General features: G+C 66.4%; 18 protein-coding genes and 1 riboswitch. Of the genes, 14 read left to right on the top strand and 4 right to left on the bottom strand.

The genetic code is table 11. The annotated features are described in order from the left end of the window. Both ACFZCE_RS03120 and waaA read left to right on the top strand, forming a co-directional pair. Positions 1-894, top strand: coding sequence for a LysR substrate-binding domain-containing protein (locus ACFZCE_RS03120; RefSeq protein ID WP_390935967.1), 894 nt, complete (start codon positions 1-3; stop codon positions 892-894). Between the two features lie 18 nt (positions 895-912). Next, positions 913-2184: a lipid IV(A) 3-deoxy-D-manno-octulosonic acid transferase gene (waaA, locus tag ACFZCE_RS03115; protein WP_390935965.1), complete on the top strand. Its 1272-nt coding sequence runs from the start codon at positions 913-915 to the stop codon at positions 2182-2184. Between the two features lie 783 nt (positions 2185-2967). Here waaA and ACFZCE_RS03110 read toward each other — a convergent pair. Continuing rightward, positions 2968-4416 (bottom strand): TolC family outer membrane protein, encoded by a 1449-nt coding sequence (locus ACFZCE_RS03110; RefSeq protein ID WP_390935963.1) that lies wholly within the window; start codon positions 4414-4416, stop codon positions 2968-2970. 119 nt (positions 4417-4535) lie between these two features. Further along, positions 4536-4642, top strand: a riboswitch (TPP riboswitch). A 139-nt stretch (positions 4643-4781) separates the two neighbouring features. Here ACFZCE_RS03110 and thiC point away from each other — a divergent pair. After that, positions 4782-6665: a phosphomethylpyrimidine synthase ThiC gene (gene thiC, locus ACFZCE_RS03105; protein WP_390935961.1), complete on the top strand. Its 1884-nt coding sequence runs from the start codon at positions 4782-4784 to the stop codon at positions 6663-6665. 63 nt (positions 6666-6728) lie between these two features. After that, positions 6729-8015, top strand: coding sequence for a putative hydroxymethylpyrimidine transporter CytX (cytX, locus tag ACFZCE_RS03100; RefSeq protein WP_390935959.1), 1287 nt, complete (start codon positions 6729-6731; stop codon positions 8013-8015). On the opposite strand, the gene ACFZCE_RS03095 is transcribed toward cytX, so the two are convergent. Further along, the gene (locus ACFZCE_RS03095) at positions 7984-8721 is read right to left on the bottom strand and encodes a DUF3298 domain-containing protein (protein ID WP_390935957.1); all 738 of its coding nucleotides are present in this window, start codon (positions 8719-8721) and stop codon (positions 7984-7986) included. The genes cytX and ACFZCE_RS03095 overlap by 32 nt on opposite strands. 196 nt (positions 8722-8917) lie before the next feature. On the opposite strand from ACFZCE_RS03095, the gene ACFZCE_RS03090 reads away from it, so the two are divergent. The 9 genes from ACFZCE_RS03090 (at position 8918) to ACFZCE_RS03050 (ending at position 18161) form a co-directional block, all read left to right on the top strand. Then, entirely contained in the window at positions 8918-9538 is a 621-nt protein-coding gene (locus tag ACFZCE_RS03090) for an NUDIX domain-containing protein (RefSeq protein ID WP_390935955.1), read from the top strand. Next, on the top strand, positions 9529-9981 hold the full coding sequence (locus ACFZCE_RS03085; protein ID WP_390935953.1) for a DUF1249 domain-containing protein: 453 nt from the start codon (positions 9529-9531) through the stop codon (positions 9979-9981). The genes ACFZCE_RS03090 and ACFZCE_RS03085 overlap by 10 nt, the downstream gene beginning before the upstream one ends. Positions 9982-10151: 170 nt before the next feature. After that, the gene (cpdA, locus tag ACFZCE_RS03080; RefSeq protein WP_390935951.1) at positions 10152-10970 is read left to right on the top strand and encodes a 3',5'-cyclic-AMP phosphodiesterase; all 819 of its coding nucleotides are present in this window, start codon (positions 10152-10154) and stop codon (positions 10968-10970) included. Beyond that, complete coding sequence (locus ACFZCE_RS03075; protein WP_390935949.1) at positions 10970-11575, top strand: YqiA/YcfP family alpha/beta fold hydrolase; 606 nt, start codon at positions 10970-10972, stop codon at positions 11573-11575. The genes cpdA and ACFZCE_RS03075 overlap by 1 nt, the downstream gene beginning before the upstream one ends. A 21-nt stretch (positions 11576-11596) precedes the next feature. Beyond that, a complete protein-coding gene (gene parE, locus ACFZCE_RS03070) occupies positions 11597-13501 on the top strand; it encodes a DNA topoisomerase IV subunit B (protein WP_390935947.1) in 1905 nt (634 codons plus the stop codon). Beyond that, positions 13498-14484 (top strand): esterase-like activity of phytase family protein, encoded by a 987-nt coding sequence (locus ACFZCE_RS03065; protein ID WP_390935946.1) that lies wholly within the window; start codon positions 13498-13500, stop codon positions 14482-14484. The genes parE and ACFZCE_RS03065 overlap by 4 nt, the downstream gene beginning before the upstream one ends. Continuing rightward, positions 14481-15005, top strand: a complete 525-nt coding sequence (locus ACFZCE_RS03060; RefSeq protein WP_390935944.1) for a TIGR02281 family clan AA aspartic protease — start codon at positions 14481-14483, stop codon at positions 15003-15005. The genes ACFZCE_RS03065 and ACFZCE_RS03060 overlap by 4 nt, the downstream gene beginning before the upstream one ends. 7 nt (positions 15006-15012) lie before the next feature. Then, entirely contained in the window at positions 15013-17271 is a 2259-nt protein-coding gene (parC, locus tag ACFZCE_RS03055; RefSeq protein ID WP_390935943.1) for a DNA topoisomerase IV subunit A, read from the top strand. A gap of 185 nt (positions 17272-17456) precedes the next feature. Next, on the top strand, positions 17457-18161 hold the full coding sequence (locus ACFZCE_RS03050; RefSeq protein WP_390935941.1) for an ABC-type transport auxiliary lipoprotein family protein: 705 nt from the start codon (positions 17457-17459) through the stop codon (positions 18159-18161). Between the two features lie 354 nt (positions 18162-18515). Here the strand turns inward: ACFZCE_RS03050 and ACFZCE_RS03045 are convergent, their stop codons facing one another. Further along, positions 18516-20030, bottom strand: coding sequence for an AhpA/YtjB family protein (locus ACFZCE_RS03045; RefSeq protein WP_390935939.1), 1515 nt, complete (start codon positions 20028-20030; stop codon positions 18516-18518). 119 nt (positions 20031-20149) lie between these two features. Here ACFZCE_RS03045 and serB point away from each other — a divergent pair, with 119 nt between their 5' ends. Continuing rightward, positions 20150-21337 (top strand): phosphoserine phosphatase SerB, encoded by a 1188-nt coding sequence (serB, locus tag ACFZCE_RS03040; protein ID WP_390935937.1) that lies wholly within the window; start codon positions 20150-20152, stop codon positions 21335-21337. A gap of 16 nt (positions 21338-21353) precedes the next feature. On the opposite strand, the gene betI is transcribed toward serB, so the two are convergent. Next, on the bottom strand, positions 21354-21938 hold the full coding sequence (gene betI / locus ACFZCE_RS03035) for a transcriptional regulator BetI (RefSeq protein ID WP_390935935.1): 585 nt from the start codon (positions 21936-21938) through the stop codon (positions 21354-21356). Positions 21939-21976 lie beyond the last annotated feature (38 nt).

The following is a 21976-nucleotide window of genomic DNA, read 5'->3' as shown; positions in this document are numbered from 1 at the left end:
ATGCCAGCCCCCCTGTGGAGCCTTGAGCACATTCGGCTGTTCGTCGAGGTGGCCGAGCAGCGTTCGTTTTCCGCCGTGGCGCGGCAGCGGCACAAGGCGCAGTCGGCCATCAGCGCGGCGGTGGCGGCGCTGGAGGCTGACCTCGGCGTGACCCTGTTCGAGCGCAGCAGCGGCCGCCACCCGCAGCTCACCGACGAGGGCCGCGGCCTGTTGGAAGAAGCCCGTGAACTGCTGCGCCAGTGCGACCGCCTCGACGGCCGTGCCATGGCCTTGATGCGCGGGCAAGAGTCGCGCCTGCGCCTGGCCCACGACGAAGCCATGCCGCTACAGCCGGTGCTCGACAGCCTCGAGGAGCTGGCCGAGCGTTACCCGGCGCTGGAGATGCAGCTCACCACGGGCGCCCAGGGCGCGGTGGTGGCCAAGTTGCTGGGGCGCGAGGCCGACCTGGGCCTGGCGTTCAGCTACGAGCGCATGCCCGAGGCGCTGGAGCGGCGCGCGGTGGGCAGCGTGGAGATGGTCACCGTGTGTTCGGTCGGCCACCCGCTGTCGGCGCTGGCCCAGGTAGACCGCCGCGAGTTGGCCCGGCACCGCCAGTTGCTGATCGCCCTGCCCAGCAGCGGCTATGCCGGCGCCGAGCCGGTGAGCCCGCAGGTGTGGCGCGCCGACAGCTTTTACGCCATGGCCGAGTGGCTGATGCGCGGCCTGGGCTGGGCCTGGCTGCCGCGCCACGTGGTGCAGTACCCAGGCTATGCCGGGCAAATGGTCGAATTGCGCAGTGACTGGGTGCCGCCGGCGCTGGTGGTCGAGTTGCTCTGGCGCCGCGACGAGCCCCTGGGCCCGGTGGCCAACTGGCTGGCCCAGCGTTTCGCCGCGCATTTGCGCGCCATCGGCTAACAGGTACACTGCCGCGCCATGAACAGAACCCTCTATAGCCTGTTGTTTAACCTGGGCCTGCCGTTGATCTTCCTGCGCTTGTGGTGGCGCGGCTTGAAAAACCCGGCCTACCGCGCCCGCGTGGGCGAACGCTTCGCCCTTGGCCTGCCGGCGCTGCCGCCGGGCTGCCTGTGGGTGCATGCGGTGTCGGTGGGTGAAAGCATCGCCGCCGCGCCGCTGGTGCGCCGGCTGCTCGCCGAGTACCCGGGCCGCACGGTGCTGGTCACCTGCATGACGCCCACCGGCTCGGAGCGCATCCAGGCGCTGTTCGGCGGCGAGCCGCGGGTGCGCCATTGTTACCTGCCGTACGACCTGCCCTGGGCGGTGGGGCGGTTTCTCACGCGTACCCGGCCCAGCCTGGCGGTGGTGATGGAAACCGAACTATGGCCCAACTACGTGCACCAGTGCGCCCGCCGCGGCATCCCGGTGGCGCTGGCCAACGCGCGGTTGTCGGCGCGTTCGGCCAAGGGCTATGCGCGGGTGCCCAAGCTCACCGGGCCGATGCTCGCCGAGCTGAACCTGATCGCCGTGCAAACCCAGGCCGAGGCCGAGCGCTTCCTGGCGCTGGGTGCCCGCCCCGAGGCGCTGCAGGTCACCGGTTCGATCAAGTTCGACCTGAGCGTTGACCCGGCCCTGCCGGCCCGCGCCGCCGAGCAGCGGGCGCAGTGGCAGGCCGGCGAGCGGCCGGTGTGGATCGCCGCGAGCACCCGCGAGGGCGAAGATGCCCTGGTGATCGCCGCCCACCAGCGGCTGTTGGCCACCGCGCCGGATGCGCTGATGATTCTGGTGCCGCGCCACCTCGAGCGCTTCAACAGTGCCGCCGCGCAGTTGAGCGAGGCGGGCCTGAGCTACGTGCGCCGCTCCAGCGGCGAGCCGGTGCAGGCCAGCACCCAAGTGCTGCTGGGCGACAGCATGGGTGAGCTGCTGTTCCTGTATGCCCTGGCCGACATCGCCTTCGTCGGCGGCAGCCTGGTGCCCACCGGCGGGCACAACCTGCTCGAACCCGCCGCGCTGGCGCGCCCGCTGCTCAGCGGGCCGCACCTGTTCAACTTTCTCGAGATCGCCGCGCAGTTGCGGCAGGCCCAGGCTCTGGAAGTGGTCGATAACGCCGAAGCCCTGGGCGACGCCCTGCGCCGGCTGGTGGAACTGCCGCAAACCGCCGAGCGCATGGGCGCCGCGGGGCTGGCGGTGATGCAGGCGAACCGCGGCGCGCTGGAGCGTTTGGTGGGGTTGTTGAAGGGGTTGGGGTAAGGGTTTTCGGGCGAAGGGCCCTTGAGCCTGTTCACCGCGTCACTGGCTGGGCGATGAAGCGGCAAGATGCCAGTGTTGACAGCCTGGAAAATCAGCCGGAAACTTGCGTTGAGGACTGCAACTGCGCATCTCGAGGCATGGCTCGCCAGTCACTGGCCCCCTCGTACTTGGCAGCGGAGAAACTGGCACTCTCCGAAGCGGTGACGCCTTCTAGCAAGGCGGATTCTGACCCCAAAGGCTTCAGCGCCGGGTGCTAAAGGATCGCTGCGACCGCTCCTCTACTTTTTCTACTTAACGGCGCCTCTATCAGGCGCCGTTTTCATTCTCTAGCCGTTGTGCTGATTCGATGGGATGGGGTTCAACTGCCCCTCGCCTGGCACAGCCGTAATGCTGTTCACTTAAGCCATTTCACGGCTTTACGGAAGAGATCAATCTGTGAGCTCTGCTGATTTTGCGCATGAGCTTCAGGGCCCATCGCCCGGCACAGCCGGCCTCCCACGGGTTCTGTGTTGCCCCGTAAATCAAGTACTTACACAAATCTGGTGGGAGGCCGGCTGTGCCGGGCGATAGGCCAGTCAGATCATGCGCTCGGTAAGACCCCAGGAAGAGATCATGGCTTTGTCCCTAAGATTTAGCGCTCTGATTGCTTCAGTGAACAGCTTTACGGCACAGCCGGCCTCCCACAGGTTGTGTATTGCTGAGTAAATCAATGGCTTACACCAATCTTGTGGGAGGCCGTGGTCCGGCACTCCGGCTGTGCCGGGCGAAGGGCCCTCCAACCTGCTACCGCTTCACCGGCTGCAACAACGCCCGCGCCGCTTGCTGTAGATCCGGCGGCAGGAAGTCTTTGTCTGGGTTGTAGTCGGGCTTCAGGTATTGCCCCAGTTGCTGCAGGTCATCCGGGCTGAGGGTGCCGGCGGCCTGCTTCAGGCGCAGGTTGTCGAGGATGTAGTCGTAGCGGCTGTTGTTGTAGTCGCGCACCGAGGCGTACAACTGGCGCTGGGCGTCGAGCACGTCGACGATGTTGCGGGTGCCCACCTGGTAGCCGATCTCGGTGGCTTCCACCGCGCTCTGGTTCGACACGATGGATTGCCGCCGGGCCTTCACCTGCTCTACGTCGGTGTTCACCGCGCGGTGCAGGTTGCGAGTATTCTCCACCACCTGGCGGCGCATCGCCTCGCGCTGGTATTCGGCCTGGTTCAGCCGTTGGCTGGCCTCGCGCACCTGGGAGCTGGTCATGCCGCCGCTGTACAGCGGGATGTTCAGCCGCAGCCCAATCGTTTGCCGGCTTACGTCGCTGCCGTACACCTGGCCATCGCGCGGGGCCGGGTTGCTCAACTGGAAGTTGTCGTTGTCGCCGCGCTCGTACTCGGCGACGGCGTCGAGCGTGGGCGCATGGCCGGCCTTGCGCTGGCGCAGGGTTTGCTCGGCGGCGTCGATGGCGGCGCGGGTGGCCAGCAGGTCGAGGTTCTGCTGCGAGGCGGTGTCGACCCAGGCGCGGGCGTCGTTGGGTGCCGGCGGCAGCACCGGCAGGGTGTGCACAATGCCTTGCAGCCCGGTGTAGTCGCGGTTGGTCAGGGTGGTCAGCGCCTGGAAGGCGTCCTGCACCTGGCGCTCGGCGATCAGCCGGTTGGCCCGTGAGGTGTCGTAGCTGGCCTGGGACTGCAGCATGTCGGTCTTGTCGGTCAGGCCCACGTTGAAGCGCTCGTTGGATTGGTCCAACTGGCGCCTGAAGGCGTCTTCCTCGGCGCGCGCAGTGGCCAGCGCGTCTTGGGCGCGCAGCACGGAAAAATACGCCTCGGCGCTTTGCAGGATGAGGTTCTGCTCGGTGGCCGACAGTTGCAGCGCGGCCTGCTCGTTGCCGGCTTCGGCGGCCTTGAGCTGGAACCAGCGGTCGGCGCGGAACAGCGGCTGGCTGAGGGTGGCGCGCCAGCTGGTGCCGCTGCGGTTGGCGATGACGTCCTGGCCGCTGATCGGCACCTTTTGCCGGATGTCGTTGGCGTCGGCGCCGGCCGAGAGGTTTGGCAGCAGCCCGGCGCGGGCCTGGGGTACTTGTTCGATGCGCGCGGCGTAGTCGGCCCGCGAGGCGGCCAGGTCGGCGTTATTGTCGGCGGCCTGGTGGTACACGCTCATCAGGTCGATCTGGCTCGCCAGTGGTGGTGGGTTGGCGGCCCACGCCTGGTTCGCGCTTAGCAGCCCCATGGCCATCAGCAACCCGCAACGCTTGAACATTCCCTGCTCCCCAGTGCTTATGCCGTTCGAGTATACGAGGCGGCGAATTTTCCGACCACGCGCGGCGCGGTTCTATCCTTGCCGTTGGCCAAATTACCCGGGCTTGGCTACACTGCACGCTGTTCTTGTCGGGGTGCCTCGCGTAAGAGGCTGAGATCGGATGATTCCGGATCCCGTTGAACCTGATCAGGTTGATGCCTGCGTAGGGAACAAGATTGCTCGCTTCCCGGCGAGCCCTCTTGTGTTGGGCCTGGGAAGCGTGTTTGCACGCCATACCCCCAGGCCCGGCACGCGGCTGCCTAGCGCCATTCCGTTCAGGTTCAACCCTCGGCTCCACTTGCTGGATGCTGTCTGGAGAGCCTGAGATGCGAAAACAACAAAGTGTCGCCTTGAGCGAGTCGGCCAAGGTCGATCAACAATCGGTACAGCCGTTTCCCCGTTCGCAAAAAATCTACGTGCAGGGCTCGCGCCCCGATATTCGCGTGCCCATGCGTGAAATCAGCCTCGACGTGACCCCCACCGACTTCGGCGGCGAGATCAACCCGCCGGTGCTGGTGTACGACACCTCCGGCCCGTACACCGACCCGAACGCCGTCATCGACGTGCGCAAAGGGCTGGCCGACGTGCGTTCGGCGTGGATCGACAGCCGTGGCGACACCGAGCGCCTGGCCGGGCTCAGTTCGCGCTTTGGCCAGGAGCGCCTGGCCGACCCGGACCTCACCGCGTTGCGCTTCGCCCATGTGAACAACCCGCGCCGCGCCAAGGCCGGGGCCAACGTGACGCAGATGCACTACGCGCGCCAGGGCATCATCACCGCCGAGATGGAGTACGTGGCCATCCGCGAGAACATGAAGCTGCAGGAGGCCCGCGCGGCAGGCCTGCTCAGCGCCCAGCACGGCGGCCACAGCTTCGGTGCCAACATCCCGAAAGAGATCACCCCCGAGTTCGTGCGCGAGGAAATCGCCCGCGGCCGCGCGATCATTCCGGCCAACATCAACCACACCGAACTCGAGCCGATGATCATCGGCCGCAACTTCCTGGTGAAGATCAACGGCAACATCGGCAACAGCGCGCTGGGCTCGTCGATCGAAGAAGAAGTGGCCAAGCTGACCTGGGGCATCCGCTGGGGCTCGGACACGGTGATGGACCTTTCCACCGGCAAGCACATCCATGAAACCCGCGAGTGGATCATCCGCAACTCGCCGGTGCCGATCGGCACCGTGCCGATCTACCAGGCGCTGGAGAAGGTCGGCGGCATCGCCGAAGACCTCACCTGGGAGCTGTTCCGCGACACCCTGATCGAACAGGCCGAGCAGGGCGTGGACTACTTCACCATCCACGCCGGCGTACTGCTGCGCTACGTGCCGCTGACCGCCAAGCGGGTCACCGGGATCGTCAGCCGCGGTGGCTCGATCATGGCCAAATGGTGCCTGGCCCATCACCAGGAGAACTTCCTGTACACGCATTTCGATGAGATCTGCGAAATCATGAAGGCCTACGACGTGAGCTTCTCCCTGGGCGACGGCCTGCGCCCCGGGGCGATCGCCGATGCCAACGACGCCGCCCAGTTCGGCGAACTCGAAACCCTCGGCGAGCTGACCAAGATCGCCTGGAAGCACGACGTGCAGTGCATGATCGAAGGCCCCGGCCACGTGCCGATGCAGTTGATCAAGGAGAACATGGACAAGCAGCTCGAGTGCTGCGACGAGGCGCCGTTCTACACCCTCGGCCCGCTGACCACCGACATCGCCCCTGGCTATGACCACATCACCTCGGGCATCGGCGCGGCGATGATCGGCTGGTTCGGCTGCGCCATGCTGTGCTACGTCACACCCAAGGAGCACCTGGGGCTGCCAAACAAGGACGACGTGAAAACCGGGATCATCACCTACAAGATCGCCGCCCACGCGGCAGACCTGGCCAAGGGCCACCCGGGCGCGCAGATTCGCGACAACGCGCTGTCCAAGGCGCGCTTCGAGTTCCGCTGGGAAGACCAGTTCAACCTGGGCCTCGACCCCGACACCGCGCGGGCCTACCACGACGAAACGCTGCCGAAGGAATCGGCCAAGGTCGCGCACTTCTGCTCGATGTGCGGGCCGAAGTTCTGCTCGATGAAAATCACCCAGGAAGTGCGTGAATACGCCGCCAGCCAGCGCATCGACAGCGTCGACCTGTCGCTGGAGGAGGGCATGCGCGAGCAGGCCCAGCGTTTCAAGCAGGAAGGCAGCCAGCTGTACCAGAAAGTCTGACCCTCGGGGCGGGCGCCTGGCGCGCCCGCCCTTGGGCATACCCCTTATTCCTTCGAGAGCATCATGACCCCTGTTTCCTACTCACCCAATGCCGTGATCGGCGCCGACCAGCGCGTGCTGGGCGGGCGTGACCTGTTTTCACTGTGGTTTTCCCTGGGCGTGGGCCTGATGGTGCTGCAGACCGGCGCCCTGCTGGCGCCGGGCCTGGGGCTGGCGCACAGCCTGCTGGCGATCGGCCTGGGCACCTTGGTCGGCGTACTGCTGCTGGCCGCCGCCGGGATCATCGGCACCGACACCGGGTTGTCGGCCATGGCCGCCCTGCGCCAGAGCCTGGGCCGCCACGGCGCGGCCCTGCCGGCGCTGCTGAACCTGCTGCAGCTGGTGGGCTGGGGCGCGTTCGAAATCATCGTGATGCGCGACGCCGCCAGCCTGCTCGGGGCCAAAGCCTTCGGCGAGGGCAGCGTGGCGGCCAACCCGCTGGCCTGGACGCTGCTGTTCGGCGTGCTGGTCACCCTGCTGGCGGTGGCCGGGCCACTGACCTTCGTGCGCCGGGTGCTGCGCAAGTGGGGCATCTGGCTGCTGCTGGGCGCCTGTGTGTGGCTCACGCTCAACCTGTTGCGCCAGGCAGACCTCGCCGCGCTGTGGCAGCAGGCCGGTGACGGCTCGATGCCGCTGGCGGTGGGGTTCGACATCGCCATTGCCATGCCGCTGTCGTGGCTGCCGCTGATCGCCGACTACTCGCGCTTCAGCAAGGGCGCGCGCAGCACCTTTGGCGGCACGGCGCTGGGGTTCTTCTTCGGCAACCTGTGGCTGATGGGCCTGGGCGTGGCCTACACCCTGGCCTTCGCCCCCAGCGGCGAAGCCAACGCGCTGCTGTTGGCGCTGGCCGGCGCGGGCCTGGGCATTCCGTTGCTGCTGATTTTGCTCGATGAGTCGGAAAACGCCTTTGCCGACATCCACTCGGCGGCGGTGTCGGTGGGCCTGCTGGCGGCGTTGTCGGTGCGCCAACTGGCGTTGGGCATTGGCGTGCTGTGCGCGCTGATCGCGGCGTTCGCGCCGCTGGCGCAGTACCAGAACTTCCTGCTGCTGATCGGCTCGGTGTTCGCGCCGTTGTTCGGCGTGGTGCTGGTCGACCACTTCCTGCTGCGCCAGCGCGCCGCCCGGGCGCAGTTACCGGCGCTGGGCTGGCCGGCGCTGGTGGCCTGGGCGGGCGGGGTGGTGACCTACCACACCCTGGCCAACCTCTACCCAGACCTCGGCGCCACGCTGCCGGCGCTGGTGGTCGCCGGCGTGCTGCAGGCGCTGCTGGGCCGCGCCTTCAACGGCGGGCCGGCACCAGCGCGGGCTTGATCACGCCATTCAGGCGGGCGTAGGGGATGCTCAGTTCGATGTGGCCGAGCGCGTAGGGCGCGATCGTGGTCACGTCGTACTTGAGCAGCACGGCGTCACGGGTCAGGGCGATGTTGGCGGTTTTCTGGAACGGCCATTGCTGGCGGAAGCCCGCGTCCTGGTCCAGCTTGGTGTTGACCAGCCAGCCGCGGTGCGCCTCCTGGGCGGCCAGCCAGAACGCCGGCTCCTCGCCCGGCACCAGCATATCGCTGAGGCTCAGCACCTTGTGCTGCGCCCGCGAGTAGTTGATGAAGCCGCGCCCAGGCGCGCCGTGGGCGCCGCCCTGGTCGAGGTAGCTCGACAGCTCGACGATCACCAGCCCGTCATGCTGCTCGCGTACCTTGGCTTGCAGGTAAGTGGCGTTGCGCGGCCCGGCGCTGGCGAAAAACTGCTGCTCGAACGCCTCCAGGCTGGCCGGCGCCGGCTGCACCCCGGCCAGGCCCAGCAGGCGTTGCTGCACCGCGGCGTCCAACGGCGGTTCGTCGGCAAAACGCACGGTGTCGACGTTCACCAGCGGGCAATCGCTGCTGGCGCAGCCGGGCTTGAGGTGCTCCCAGGCCTGGTGCTGGCTGGGCAGGGGGGCGTCGTAGTCAGGCCCGAACAGGCTCTGGCAAGCGCCCAGGCTGAGGGCAACCAGGGCCAGGGCGGAGAGTTTCGACAGCGACATGTGAGTCCTTGGCGGCAAGAAAGATCGTGCTTGGACTATAAACGGCGCCGCCAGTTCGCCACCAGTCACCGGCCTTGAATTCTGCCCGTTTTGGCCCTACAAACTCTCTAACCTGCCGTTTGCCGCCAAGGGGCTGCACAGGGCGCGACGGCGCGCTAGGATGCGCCAAACCCCATGGAAGAGACGAGGCATTGCCATGACAGACGCGAGTAACTCGGTACCGAGCAAGGTCGAGGTCGACAAGCGCGAAAACTGCTTCAAGGGGTTCTACAAGGTCGACAAACTGTACCTGCGCCACGAGCTGTTCGCCGGCGGCATGGGCAAGCAGATCAGCCGCGAACTGTTCGTGCGCCACGACGCGGTGTGCGTGCTGCCGTATGACCCCATCACCGACAACGTGGTGCTGATCGAGCAGTTTCGCGTGGGCGCGATGGGCAAGGTGGCCAACCCGTGGCTGATCGAAATGGTCGCCGGGCTGATCGACAAGGCCGAAACGCCAGAAGAAGTTGCGCACCGCGAGGCAGAAGAGGAAGCTGGGCTGGTTTTGAAAGCACTGTGGCCGGTGACCTCCTATTTCCCCTCGCCGGGGGGCAGCAACGAACACGTACACCTGTTTGTGGGGCGCTGCGACAGCGAGGGTGCGGGCGGGCTGCATGGCCTGCTGGAGGAAGAAGGCGAAGACATCCGCGTGCGGGTCTGGGCGTTCGAGGACGCGCTGCAGGCTGTGCGCGACGGCAAGATCATCAACGCGGCGGCCATCATCGCCATTCAATGGCTGGCCCTGAACCGCGAAGAAGTCAGGGGGATGTGGAAGTGAATCTGTTGCGCGAACGCTACCGGGTGGATCTCGCCGGGTTGCAAGCGGCCTGTGAGGCCAACTACGCACGCTTGATGCGCCTGCTGCCTGGCATGCGCGAGGAGCAGCGTTCGCGCCAGATCGCCATGACCCAGGGTGACCAGATGCTCGGCGTGCTGGCCATCGAGGTGACCCAGGCCGGCCCCTACACCAGCACCCTGCGGGTGAGCCAGCAGCACAGCCTGCCCTGGCTGCCGGTGCCGCACATGGAGGTGCAGGTGTACCACGACGCGCGCATGGCCGAAGTGGTCGGCGCCGAGCACACCCGGCGGTTTCGCAGCATCTACCCGTACCCGAACGCCGGCATGCACCAGCCGGATGAAAAAGCCCAGTTGAATCTGTTCCTGGGGGAGTGGCTGAGCCACTGCCTGGCGTGTGGGCATGAGTACGAGACGGTGAGGTGAGCGCTGCGCGAAGCCGCAAGGCCAAAGCCACCCGTTGAAGAACTGGCCGCTTGAAGCTTGCCCCCTTGCCGCTTGCAGCTTGCCCCTTGCCCCTCCCCCCCAAAGGGGGGCCCATTTGCCCCTTTCCCCCGGGCACACCATAATCCCCCCACACATACGCCTGATGGGAGATGGCCTTGCCGAACGTTTACGCGACCCCCGATGACTCGGTGCTGCTGTTGCAACTGACCGACAGCCATCTGTTCGCCGAAGATGACGGCACACTGCTCGGCATGAACACCCGCGAAAGCTTCGAGCAGGTGTTGGCGCTGGTGCATGCCGATGGCCGCCAGTACGACCTGATGCTCGCCACCGGCGACCAGTCCCAGGACGGCACCCCAGAGTCCTATCAGCGCTTTCGCCAGATGACCGCCGGTATCCGCGCGCCCAAGCGCTGGATCCCCGGCAACCACGATGAATCCGCGGTCATGCAGCAGTTGTACGGCGACCACGAGCTGCTCGACTCGGTCACCGACGTCGGCAACTGGCGGGTGACGATGCTCGACTCCTCGGTGCCGGGCTCGGTGCCGGGGCTGTTGTCCAACGACCAACTGCGCCTGCTCGAAGATTCGCTGGCCGACGAACCCGATCGCCACCACCTGGTGTGCCTGCACCACCACCCGATTTCCATCGCCTGCAAGTGGATGGAGCCGATCGGCCTGCGCAATGCCGAGGCGTTCTGGGCGCTGCTCGACCGGTTCAAGCAGGTGCGCGCGGTGCTGTGGGGGCATATTCACCAGGACTGGGACAGCCAGCGCGGCGACGTGCGGCTGCTTGCCAGCCCCTCGACCTGCATCCAGTTCGCCCCGCGCTCCGAAGACTTCGGCCTCGACCGCATCGCCCCGGGCTACCGCTGGTTGCAGTTGCACCCCGATGGCCGGATCGACACCGGCGTGGTGCGCGTGCCCGGCTTTACCTTCAGCGAAAACTTTGGCGGCAGCGGTTACTGATGGGCATTCTGTACATTCATGGCCTCAACAGCTCGCCGCTGTCGCACAAGGCCCAGCAGTTGAGCCAGGCCATGGCCCTGCTGGGGCTCGAAACGCAACTGCAGGTGCCCGCTTTGCACCACCACCCGCGCCAGGCCATGGCCCAGTTGGAGGCCGCCCTTGATACATTGGGTGGCAAGCCGCTGCTGGTCGGCAGCTCGCTGGGCGGCTACTATGCGACCCATTTGGCGCAGCGCCACGGGCTGCCGGCATTGCTGATCAACCCGGCGGTCAACCCGCACCGGTTGTTCGATGGCTACCTCGGCACCCAGCAAAACCTGTACAGCGGCGAAACCTGGGAGCTCACGCTCGACCACATCACCGCCCTGGCCGAGCTGGAAGTACCGCCGCCGGCCGCGGGTGAGCAGCTACAGGTGTGGCTGCAAAGCGGCGATGAAACCCTCGACTACCGCCGTGCCGAGCAGTTCTACCAGGGCTGCGCGGTGGATGTGCAACCCGGCGGAGACCACGGCTACCAAGGTTTCGGCCAACGTTTACCCGAGCTGCTGGCCTTGGCCGGCATCGGCCCGGAACGCTGCAAGGCCATTGATTTTTCCGTGTTTTGAACCCTTTGACGACGAGACCCCATGGCCACTCCCAGCGCTAGCTCCTATAACGCCGACGCCATCGAAGTCCTCTCGGGCCTCGACCCGGTGCGCAAACGCCCGGGCATGTACACCGACACCAGCCGGCCCAACCACCTCGCCCAGGAAGTGATCGACAACAGCGTCGACGAAGCCCTGGCAGGCCACGCCCGCACCATCGAGGTGATCCTCCACGCCGACCATTCGCTGGAAGTGATCGACGACGGCCGTGGCATGCCGGTCGACATCCACCCTGAAGAGGGCGTGCCGGGCGTTGAGCTGATCCTCACCAAGCTGCACGCCGGCGGCAAGTTCTCCAACAAGAACTACCAGTTCTCCGGCGGTTTGCATGGGGTGGGCATTTCGGTGGTCAACGCCTTGTCTACCCAGGTGCGGGTGCGGGTCAAGCGCGACGGCAACGAATACCAGATGACCTTCGCCGACGGCTTCAAGGCCACCGACCTTGAAGTGATCGGCAGCGTGGGCAAGCGCAACACCGGCACCAGCGTGTACTTCGCGCCAGACCCAAAGTATTTCGACTCGCCGAAGTTCTCGGTGTCGCGCCTCAAGCACGTGCTCAAGGCCAAGGCGGTGCTGTGCCCGGGCCTGGAAGTGATCTTCGACGATAAAACCAGCAACGAAAAAACCCGCTGGTACTTCGAAGACGGCCTGCGCTCTTACCTTGCCGACGCGGTCAACGGCTTTGCCTGCCTGCCCCAGGCGCCGTTCTGCGGCAGCCTGGCGGGCAACAAGGAGGCGGTTGACTGGGCGCTGCTGTGGCTGCCGGAGGGCGGCGAAAGCGTGCAGGAGAGCTACGTCAACCTGATCCCCACCGCCCAGGGCGGCACCCACGTCAACGGCCTGCGCCAGGGCCTGCTCGATGCCATGCGCGAGTTCTGCGAGTTCCGCAACCTGCTGCCGCGCGGGCTCAAGCTGGCGCCGGAAGACGTCTGGGAGCGCATCTGCTTCGTGCTGTCGACGAAAATGCAGGACCCGCAATTCTCCGGCCAGACCAAAGAACGCTTGTCGTCCCGCGAAGCGGCGGCATTCGTGTCTGGGGTGGTCAAGGATGCCTTCAGCCTGTGGCTCAACGAGCACCCCGAACTGGGCCTGCAACTGGCGGAGCTGGCCATCAACAACGCCGGCCGGCGCCTGAAGGCCAGCAAAAAGGTCGAGCGCAAGCGCATCACCCAGGGCCCGGCGCTGCCGGGCAAGCTGGCCGACTGCGCCGGGCAGGACCCTGCCCGCGCCGAGCTGTTCCTGGTCGAAGGTGACTCGGCCGGTGGTTCGGCCAAGCAGGCGCGCGACAAGGAATTCCAGGCGATCCTGCCGCTGCGCGGGAAAATCCTCAACACCTGGGAAGTCGACGGCAACGAAGTACTGGCCAGCCAGGAAGTGCACAACATCGCCGTGGCGATCGGGGTAGACCCAGGCGCGGCGGATCTCACCCAACTGCGTTACGGCAAGGTGTGCATCCTCGCCGACGCCGACTCCGACGGCCTGCACATCGCCACCTTGCTGTGCGCGCTGTTCGTGCAGCACTTCCGCCCGCTGGTCGAGGCCGGGCACGTGTACGTGGCGATGCCGCCGCTGTACCGCATCGACCTCGGCAAAGAGATCTACTACGCCCTGGACGACGCCGAGCGCGACGGCATTCTCGACCGCCTGGTGGCCGAGAAAAAACGCGGCAAGCCGCAGGTCACCCGCTTCAAGGGCCTGGGCGAGATGAACCCGCCGCAACTGCGCGAAACCACCATGGACCCAAACACCCGGCGCCTGGTGCAACTGGCACTCGACGACCTCGAGCCGACCCGCGAGATCATGGACATGATGCTCGCCAAAAAGCGCGCCGGTGATCGCAAGGCCTGGCTCGAATCCAAGGGTAACCTCGCCGAGGTGCTGGTTTGACGCCACGGGTGGTACTGCTGTGCCTGCTGTTGGCCCTGCTCCCCACCGCCCGCGCCGCCGTGCCGGAACTGGAGTTGCTGAGCGAACACCCGATCGACGGCATGCCCACCGGCAACCTGTCGGGGCTGGCGATGTGCCGTGGCGAACTGTGGGGCGAATCGGACCGCGACGATGACCGCGTGTACCGCTTCGACCGCTCGGGCAGCGTTTGGCAGGCGCAACCGCAGGTGTTCAACACCCCGGCCGCGCCGGCGTCCGGGCTGGCGCTGGACATCCGCGCGGCCGCCTGGGCCGCCGGCTTCGTGCGCGGCGGTGCCCATGATTTCGAAGGCATCAGTTGCGATGACGCCGGTAACGTTTACCTCGTCAGCGAGGCCCATGCCGCAGTGCTGCAAGTGCCGGCCCAGGGCCCGGCGCGCTGGCTCGACATCGACCCGGCCATGGTCCGCCAGGCCCGTGAGGCCGGGCTGTTGCAGAAATTCAACGCGATCTTCGAAGGGCTGGCGATCTCGCCCGACGGCAACCGCCTGTGGCTGGCCGCCGAGCGCGAGCGCCGCGGGCTGCTTGCGCTGGTGCGCCAGGGCAGCCGCTGGGAATGCGACGGCCCTTGCGTGCTGCTCAGCCAGGACAGCGAGCTGATGGCCCCCGATGGGCTGCAGCAGCGCTTCCCGCTGCATGTGGACTTCTCCGACCTGGCCCTCTACCAGGGCAAGCTGTTCACCCTCGAACGTAACGCCTACAGTATTTGCCGGCGCGACGCGCAAACGGCCAAGGTCGAAGCCTGCTGGTCGTTCGCGGCCGCGGCCCTGGTGCCTTCGCGCCAGTATCAACAGCCGTACGGGCTCACCGAGGCCTTGGTGATCGATGCCAGCGGCGCCTGGGTGGGCACCGACAACAACGAACAGCCGCGCAACGACGGCGAGCGGCGCCCGGTGGTGTGGCGCTTCAAGGCCCCGGCCGCTGGCTGGATGGGCACGCCATGAGCAGCGCGCCGCCGGGCAAGCGCGCCGGGCGCGTGCTGATGATCGCCGCCTGGGTGGCGGGGATGTTTCTCGCCACGCGGTTTTTTGGCCACTGGCAAGAACGCCAGGAAAACCCCAACGCGGTGGTGGCCTCGGCCCATGGCAACGGCTATGTGGAAGTCACCCTGCAGGCCAACCGCCAGGGGCATTTCGTCGCCAATGGGCAGGTGAACGGCCAGCCGGTGACCTTCATGCTCGATACCGGCGCCACCGAGGTGGCAATCCCTGAGGCGTTGGCCAGCCAGTTGGGCCTGCAAAAAGGGCCGCCGGTCACCCTGAGCACCGCCAATGGCCGCGTGGAAGGCTACCGCAGCCAGGTGCGCGAGCTGCGCCTGGGCGACATCCGCTGGGCCAATAGCCGCGCCGTGGTGATGCCAGGCATGGGCGACGACACCGTACTGCTGGGCATGAGTGCCCTGAAGCAACTTGAATTTACCCAGCGCGGCGGCACACTGCTGTTGCGCCAGAACCTGACCCAATGAGGCTTGCATGAGCGACTCCCTGGATCTCAGCCTGGACGGTGTAGAACGCCGCTCGCTGGCTGACTTCACCGAACAGGCCTACCTCAACTATTCGATGTACGTGATCATGGACCGCGCCTTGCCGCACATCGGCGATGGCTTGAAGCCCGTGCAGCGGCGCATCGTCTATGCCATGAGCGAACTGGGCCTCGACGCCGACGCCAAGCACAAGAAATCGGCCCGTACGGTGGGCGATGTGCTCGGTAAGTTCCACCCCCACGGTGACTCGGCCTGCTACGAAGCCATGGTGCTGATGGCGCAGCCGTTCAGCTACCGCTACACCCTGGTCGACGGCCAGGGCAACTGGGGTGCGCCAGACGACCCGAAATCCTTCGCCGCGATGCGCTACACCGAAGCGCGGCTGTCGCGTTACTCCGAAGTGCTGCTCAGCGAACTGGGCCAGGGTACCGCCGACTGGGTGCCGAACTTCGACGGCACCCTCGACGAACCCGCGGTGCTGCCGGCGCGCCTGCCGAACATCCTGCTCAACGGCACCACCGGCATCGCCGTGGGCATGGCCACCGACGTACCGCCGCACAACCTGCGCGAAGTCGCCACGGCCTGTGTGCGCCTGCTCGATGACCCGAAAGCCACGGTGGCCGAGCTGTGTGAGCACATTCCCGGCCCGGATTACCCCACCGAGGCGGAAATCGTCACCCCGCGCAGCGAACTGCTGAAAATCTACGAAAGCGGCCGTGGCTCGGTGCGCATGCGCGCCGTGTACCGCGTCGAAGACGGCGACATCGTGGTCACCGCGCTGCCGCACCAGGTGTCTGGGGCCAAGGTGCTGGAGCAGATCGCCGCGCAGATGCAGGCCAAGAAGCTGCCGATGGTGGCCGACCTGCGCGATGAGTCGGACCACGAAAACCCCTGCCGGATCGTGATCATCGCCCGTTCCAACCGGGTCGACGTCGAAGCCCTGATGCAGCACCTGTTCGCCACCACGGACCTCGAAACCAGCTACCGGGTGAACATCAACATCATCGGCCTGGACGGCCGGCCGCAGCTGAAGAACCTGCGCGCGCTGCTGCAGGAGTGGCTCGAGTTCCGCGTCAAGACCGTGCGCCGGCGCCTGCAGTTCCGCCTCGACAAGGTCGAGCGCCGGCTGCACCTGCTCGATGGCTTGCTGGTGGCCTACCTCAACCTGGATGAAGTGATCCACATCATCCGCACCGAAGACCACCCCAAGGCCAAGCTGATCGAGCGCTTCGCGCTGTCTGAGTTGCAGGCTGACTACATTCTCGACACCCGCCTGCGGCAATTGGCGCGGCTCGAAGAAATGAAAATCCGCGACGAGCAAGACGCCCTGGCCAAGGAACGCGAGCAACTGCAAACGCTGCTGGCCAGCGAAGCCAAGCTGAAGAAGCTGGTGCGCAGCGAGCTGATCGCCGACGCCAAAACCTATGGCGACGACCGCCGCTCGCCGATCGTCGAGCGCGCCGAAGCCAAGGCCCTGGCTGAAAACGAACTGATGCCGACCGAGCCAGTGACCGTAGTGCTCTCGGAAAAAGGCTGGGTGCGCTGCGCCAAGGGCCACGACATCGACGCCACGGGCTTGTCTTACAAGGCTGGCGACGGTTTCCGGGTGTCGGCCCAGGGCCGCTCGAACCAGTTCGCGGTATTCATCGACTCCACCGGGCGCAGCTATTCGGTGGCCGCCCACACCTTGCCGTCGGCCCGTGGCCAGGGCGAGCCGCTTACCGGCCGCCTCACGCCGCCACCGGGCGCGCAGTTCGAATGCGTGCTGATGCCCGACGACGAAGGCCTGTACGTGATCGCCTCGGACGCCGGCTACGGCTTTGTGGTCAAGGGCGAAGACCTGCAAGCCAAGAACAAGGCCGGTAAAACGCTGGTCAGCTTGCCCAATGGCGCCAAGGTGATGCCGCCACGGCCATTGGCCAGCCGCGAACAGGATTGGCTCGCCGCGGTGACCACCGAAGGGCGCCTGCTGGTGTTTCGCGTGGCCGATTTGCCGCAACTGGCCAAGGGCAAGGGCAACAAGATCATCGGCATCCCCGGTGAGCGTGTGGCCAGCCGCGAGGAGTACATGACCGACCTGGCGGTGGTCAGCGAGGGCGCCACCCTTGTATTGCAGGCCGGGAAGCGTACGCTATCGCTGAAGGCCGATGACCTTGAGCACTACAAAGGCGAGCGTGGCCGCCGCGGCAACAAACTGCCCCGTGGCTTCCAGCGTGTCGATGCGCTGACCGTCGAACCGGCTGGCTAATTCACACAATGGTCACCTGGGCGGCTTCACAATGCGCCCGGGTGACCGAATTGGCCTGTGCTACTGGAGAAAAACCTCGCTTTCACGGATGATATGCCACTTTATTGCGGCGTATTGTCTCGCCGTTCGTTCAGAAGTCTGTATGTAACCGCGGTGTTCACTGTTTTTGCCGCCTGGATGGAATGATGAATTTCTTGCGCCTTCCAATCGCTTTGTTGCTTACCGGTATGTTGGGGTTGGCCGGTTGTAGCGTTCACCAGCCTGCCGCGATGTACCAGCTCGACGCAGGCAACCCCGGCCAGCCGAAACAGGCGGGCATGGCGGTGTTGCTCGGCCCGGTGTCGGTGGCCGATTACCTGCAGCGCGAAACCCTGCTGCAACGCCAGAACGATGGCAGCCTCACGGCTTCCACCGATGGCCGTTGGGCCGGCAGCCTGTCGGCTGACATCGACCAACTGCTGCTGCGCCAGTTGGCTTGGCGCCTCGACAGCCAGCGGGTCATGTTGTCGCCCACCAGCAACAGCTTCACCCCGGACGTGCAAGTGCTGTTGTCGATCACCCGCCTGGACTCGGGCGAGTCCCAGCCCGCGGTGCTAGACGCCCAATGGCGGCTGATTGACCGCCGTGGCCAGGTGCGCGACAACAAGATCGTGCACCTCGAAGAGAAACACGCCGGCGGCGCCGCCGCCCAGGTGCAAGCCCAGGGCGTGCTGCTGCAGCGCCTGGCCGAGCAGTTGAGCGTGGCGCTCAAGCCGTTGGCCAACCAGCCGGCGGTGGCCGACGAGCCACGCAAGGCGCCGGCCCAGGCGCGCAAGGACGACGCCCCCGAGAAGCCGAAGATCCCCCTGGCCACACCGATCCGCACGGATATGGAAGTGTTCAGGTTCTAGGCACGAAAAAGCCCGCGAAAGCGTAATGCTGTTCACTTAAGCAATTTCACGGCTTTACGGAAGAGATCAATCTGTGAACTCTGCTGATTTTGTGCATGCGCTTCAGGGCCCATCGCCCGGCACAGCCGGAGTGCCGGACCACGGCCTCCCACCAGATTTGTGTAAGTACTTGATTTACGAGGCAACATAGAACCCGTGGGAGGCCGGCTGTGCCGGGCGATGGGCCGGTCAGGCCATGCGCGCAGTAAACCACCTAGAAAAAATCAGGGCTTTTTAACCCCGATTCAGCGCTCTGATCACTTAAGTGAACAGCATTACCGCGAAAGCGGGCTTTTTTTGTGTTGCGACTGGCCCTTAGCGCCGATCCGACATCCGCGCCAAATGCCGCTCCAGCAGCGACGGGAAGGGCTCCAGCAGCCGCTCGACGCAGCAAGCGCCCTCAGGGCTGGCGATCGGGCGGATGCGCGCGCGCTGGCGGATCAGGGCGTCTTCACCGACCTTGCGCTCCACCAGCAGCAGGTTGCGGCTGTGCTGCGACAGCGCCAGGGCAGACTGGCCCGGCTCGCTGGCAAGCAGGTCGGCCTGGCTGATGCCGTAGAGGTCGTCGGCCAGCACCAGGCCCAGCTGCAGTTGCAGGGTGATGCCGCTGTCGGCCACGTCGATCTGCAACTGGTGGCCCAGGGCGCGCAGCAGTTCGCCACAGCACAGGGCGTTGGTCAGGTAGTCTTCGCCGCAATCGTCGGTGTGGAACAGCACCAGCGAGCTGCCGTCGCTCAGGGTGTAGACCACGCCCTGGTACAGCGAGGCGGCCTGGTCGAGCACGCCGCGGTAGCTTTCCAGCAGCTCGACCAGCCGCGCCCGTGGCAGGCGCCGCAGTTGCTCCTGGGCACCCAATTGCACCGCCAGCACCGCGGTGTACTGCGGTGCGCGCGGCGCCACTGGGGCGGCCACGGTGGCGGCCTGCGGGGCGGCGGCGCGGGCTGGGGCGGCGTCATCGAAGCTGCCGAGGTCGGCGAACACCGCGTCGTCTTCGTCGTCTTCCTCGGCGCGCACCTGGCGCTGTGGCGCCGGCTTGCTGCCAAACGCCGGCTTGGCGTTGGCCGGGGCCGGGCGTTGGGCGGGCAGGTCGTCGTCTTCGTCGTCTTCCACCTCGGGCTCAGGCTCGGGTTCCGGCATCGGCGCGGCGAACTTGCCTTGCAGGTGGCGCGCCAGGTCGCCGATTTCGTCCTGGCGGTCGACCCCTGGGGTGTAGGGGTCGAGGTCACGCAGCCACACCCGCAGTTGCAGCAGCGGCAGGGTGAGGTTGCGCCCGATGCGCAGGCTGAAGGCCAGCGACAACGCCAGCAGGATGATGCTGAGGATGCCCATGCTCTGCAGGCTGATGGTCATCGGCTGCTGGAACTGCTCCATGTTAAGGCTCACCCGCAGCACGCCGGTGTTCACGTCCTGGAAGCTGATCTTGGTCTCGTAAACCCCGCCCGCCATCGTCAGCAGCCCGGTGCGTGGCTTTTGCCCGGCCTCGGCGATGGTCCGCCCGTCGGCGCTGTAGATCGCCGCCTGCGCCACCAGCGGGTTTTTCGCCAGGTTGTTGAGCAGCACGTTGAGGCTGAGGATGTCGTTGGACACCAGCAGCTCGGTGGCCGAGGTGGCGGTTTGGGTGGTCAGGCTTTGCCCCACGGCATCTGCTTGATCGTGCATGGCCTGTTTGAACTGCAGGCCCATCACGCAGGCGTAGATCACCAGTGCCACCGCGACGAGCACGACGTTGTGGCTGGCGACTCGCAGGGCGATCGGGGTGCGGCGGTGCCGCAGGGCGCGAAAGATCAGCAGGAAGAAATTATCGTTTTTGACAGGCGAGGGCCGGTTCACTGCGTGCTTCTCTGGCCAGAAATTTGCTGCGCAGTATAGCGAGCGGCCCCCGCACGTCAAAGCGCCGCCCGGCGCGGAAACTCGGTAGAATGCGCTTTTTTTGCGTATTGAGGTGCGTCTTGGCTCGAATCGTCCTGATCAACATCGCCGCCGCGCAGGGCGCAACGGCCTGGCCCGCGGTGGCCACAGCCCTGGCCGGCAGCGCCGCCAGCGTGCTCGATGCGCGCAGCGCGACGGTGTTTGGCGATAGCCTGCTGGGCCTGGTGCTGCGGTTTACCGCCGGCGACGAAAGCACCTTGCTGGCCGCCCTGCGCGCCGCGTTGCCTGAGGCGCAGTTGCGCAGCCAGGAACTCAGCGAGGCGGCCTATGCCGCGCTGATGGCCGAACAGGGCGCGCCACGCCAGGTGCTCAGCCTGATGGCGCGGCGGGTCACCAGCGAGCAGTTGGCCAAGGTGGTGGCCATTGCCAGCGCCCACGGGCTGCATACCGAAGGCCTGGAGCGGCTGTCGGCCGCCGCGCCGCTGGAGGGCGGCAACAAGGCCTGCCTCGAGCTCAAGCTCTCCGGCCAGGTGCTAAACGCCGAAGCCCTGCGCGCCGAGCTACTGGCCGCCGCCGACGAGCTCCAGATGGACGTGGCCCTGCAGGCCGACGGCCTGGCGCGGCGCCACCGCCGCCTGGCGGTGTTCGACATGGACTCCACCTTGATCCAGGCCGAGGTGATCGACGAGTTGGCCAAGGCCGCGGGCGTGGGCGAGCGGGTTTCGGCCATCACCGAGCGGGCGATGCGTGGCGAGCTGGATTTTCGCGCCAGCTTCAAGGAGCGCCTGGCGCTGCTCAAGGGCCTGGACGTGAGCGTGCTCGATTCGATCGGCGCTTCGCTGCGCCTGACCGAGGGCGCCGAAGCGCTGTTCGCCGGGCTGCACCGGTTGGGCTATAAAACCGCGATCCTCTCGGGCGGCTTCAATTACTTCGCCAAGCAGATCCAGGCGCGCCTGGGTATCGACTACGTGTTCGCCAACGAGCTGGAAGTGGTCGACGGCAAGTGCACCGGCGTGGCCGTAGAGCCGATCGTCGATGCCCAGCGCAAGGCCGACCTGCTGCGCGAACTGGCCGCCCGCGAAGGGCTGACCCTGGAGCAGACCATCGCTGTGGGCGACGGCGCCAACGACCTGCCGATGCTGGGCCTGGCGGGCCTGGGCGTGGCCCTGCACGCCAAGCCGCTGGTGCGCCAGTCGGCCAAGCAGGCGATCAGTACCCTGGGCTTGGATGGGGTGTTGTATCTGTTGGGCGTTAAAGACGGCGATTGAGCTTTAGGGGCAGCCGCTACCTGCCCAGTTGCTGATCCACATACTCCAAGGCGATCCGCTGCGCCTGCTCGGTGTCGAACGCATCGCCCGACAGCGCGCCGCGCAGCCACAGGCCGTCGATCAGCGCCGCCAGGCCACGGGCGCTGACCCGCGCCTGCTCCAGCGGCAGCGCGCGGCGGAACTGGCAGCAGATGTTCGAATACAGCCGGTGGTCGTTGATCCGTTGCAGGCGGTGCAAGGCCGGCTGGTGCATGCTGGCGGCCCAGAACGCCAGCCAGGTTTTCATGGCGGCGTTGTTCACCTGGCTGGCGTCGAAGTTGCCTTCGATGATCGCTTGCAGGTGGGCGCGGGGGGTGTTTTCGCGCAGGGCGCGGCGGCGCTCGGCGGTCTGGATCATCAGCTCGGTGAGCAGGTGGCTCATGGTCGCGAAGATCAGCCCGTTTTTGTCCTGGAAGTAGTGGCTGATGATGCCATTGGACACCCCGGCCATGCGCGCGATCACGCCAATGCTGGCGTCTGCCATGCCGACCTGGTCCACGGCCTGCAGGGTGGCTTCGATCAGTTGTTGGCGGCGTATCGGCTGCATTCCGACTTTGGGCACGGCGGTCTCCTCGGGGCTATGGCCCGGCGGAGGGCCGC

The organism is Pseudomonas sp. NPDC007930, assembly GCF_042958985.1.
Taxonomy (GTDB): Bacteria; Pseudomonadota; Gammaproteobacteria; order Pseudomonadales; family Pseudomonadaceae; genus Aquipseudomonas.
This window is presented reverse-complemented; position numbering and strand designations above follow the sequence as displayed.

What these genes read in the sequence shown, in the direction of transcription:
- ACFZCE_RS03120 (WP_390935967.1), top strand. Translation starts at nt 1, where the DNA reads ATGCCAGCCCCCCTGTGGAGCCTTGAGCACATTCGGCTGTTCGTCGAG.
- waaA (WP_390935965.1), top strand. Translation starts at nt 913, where the DNA reads ATGAACAGAACCCTCTATAGCCTGTTGTTTAACCTGGGCCTGCCGTTG.
- ACFZCE_RS03110 (WP_390935963.1), bottom strand. Translation starts at nt 4,416, where the DNA reads ATGTTCAAGCGTTGCGGGTTGCTGATGGCCATGGGGCTGCTAAGCGCG.
- thiC (WP_390935961.1), top strand. Translation starts at nt 4,782, where the DNA reads ATGCGAAAACAACAAAGTGTCGCCTTGAGCGAGTCGGCCAAGGTCGAT.
- cytX (WP_390935959.1), top strand. Translation starts at nt 6,729, where the DNA reads ATGACCCCTGTTTCCTACTCACCCAATGCCGTGATCGGCGCCGACCAG.
- ACFZCE_RS03095 (WP_390935957.1), bottom strand. Translation starts at nt 8,721, where the DNA reads ATGTCGCTGTCGAAACTCTCCGCCCTGGCCCTGGTTGCCCTCAGCCTG.
- ACFZCE_RS03090 (WP_390935955.1), top strand. Translation starts at nt 8,918, where the DNA reads ATGACAGACGCGAGTAACTCGGTACCGAGCAAGGTCGAGGTCGACAAG.
- cpdA (WP_390935951.1), top strand. Translation starts at nt 10,152, where the DNA reads ATGGCCTTGCCGAACGTTTACGCGACCCCCGATGACTCGGTGCTGCTG.
- ACFZCE_RS03075 (WP_390935949.1), top strand. Translation starts at nt 10,970, where the DNA reads ATGGGCATTCTGTACATTCATGGCCTCAACAGCTCGCCGCTGTCGCAC.
- parE (WP_390935947.1), top strand. Translation starts at nt 11,597, where the DNA reads ATGGCCACTCCCAGCGCTAGCTCCTATAACGCCGACGCCATCGAAGTC.
- ACFZCE_RS03060 (WP_390935944.1), top strand. Translation starts at nt 14,481, where the DNA reads ATGAGCAGCGCGCCGCCGGGCAAGCGCGCCGGGCGCGTGCTGATGATC.
- parC (WP_390935943.1), top strand. Translation starts at nt 15,013, where the DNA reads ATGAGCGACTCCCTGGATCTCAGCCTGGACGGTGTAGAACGCCGCTCG.
- ACFZCE_RS03050 (WP_390935941.1), top strand. Translation starts at nt 17,457, where the DNA reads ATGAATTTCTTGCGCCTTCCAATCGCTTTGTTGCTTACCGGTATGTTG.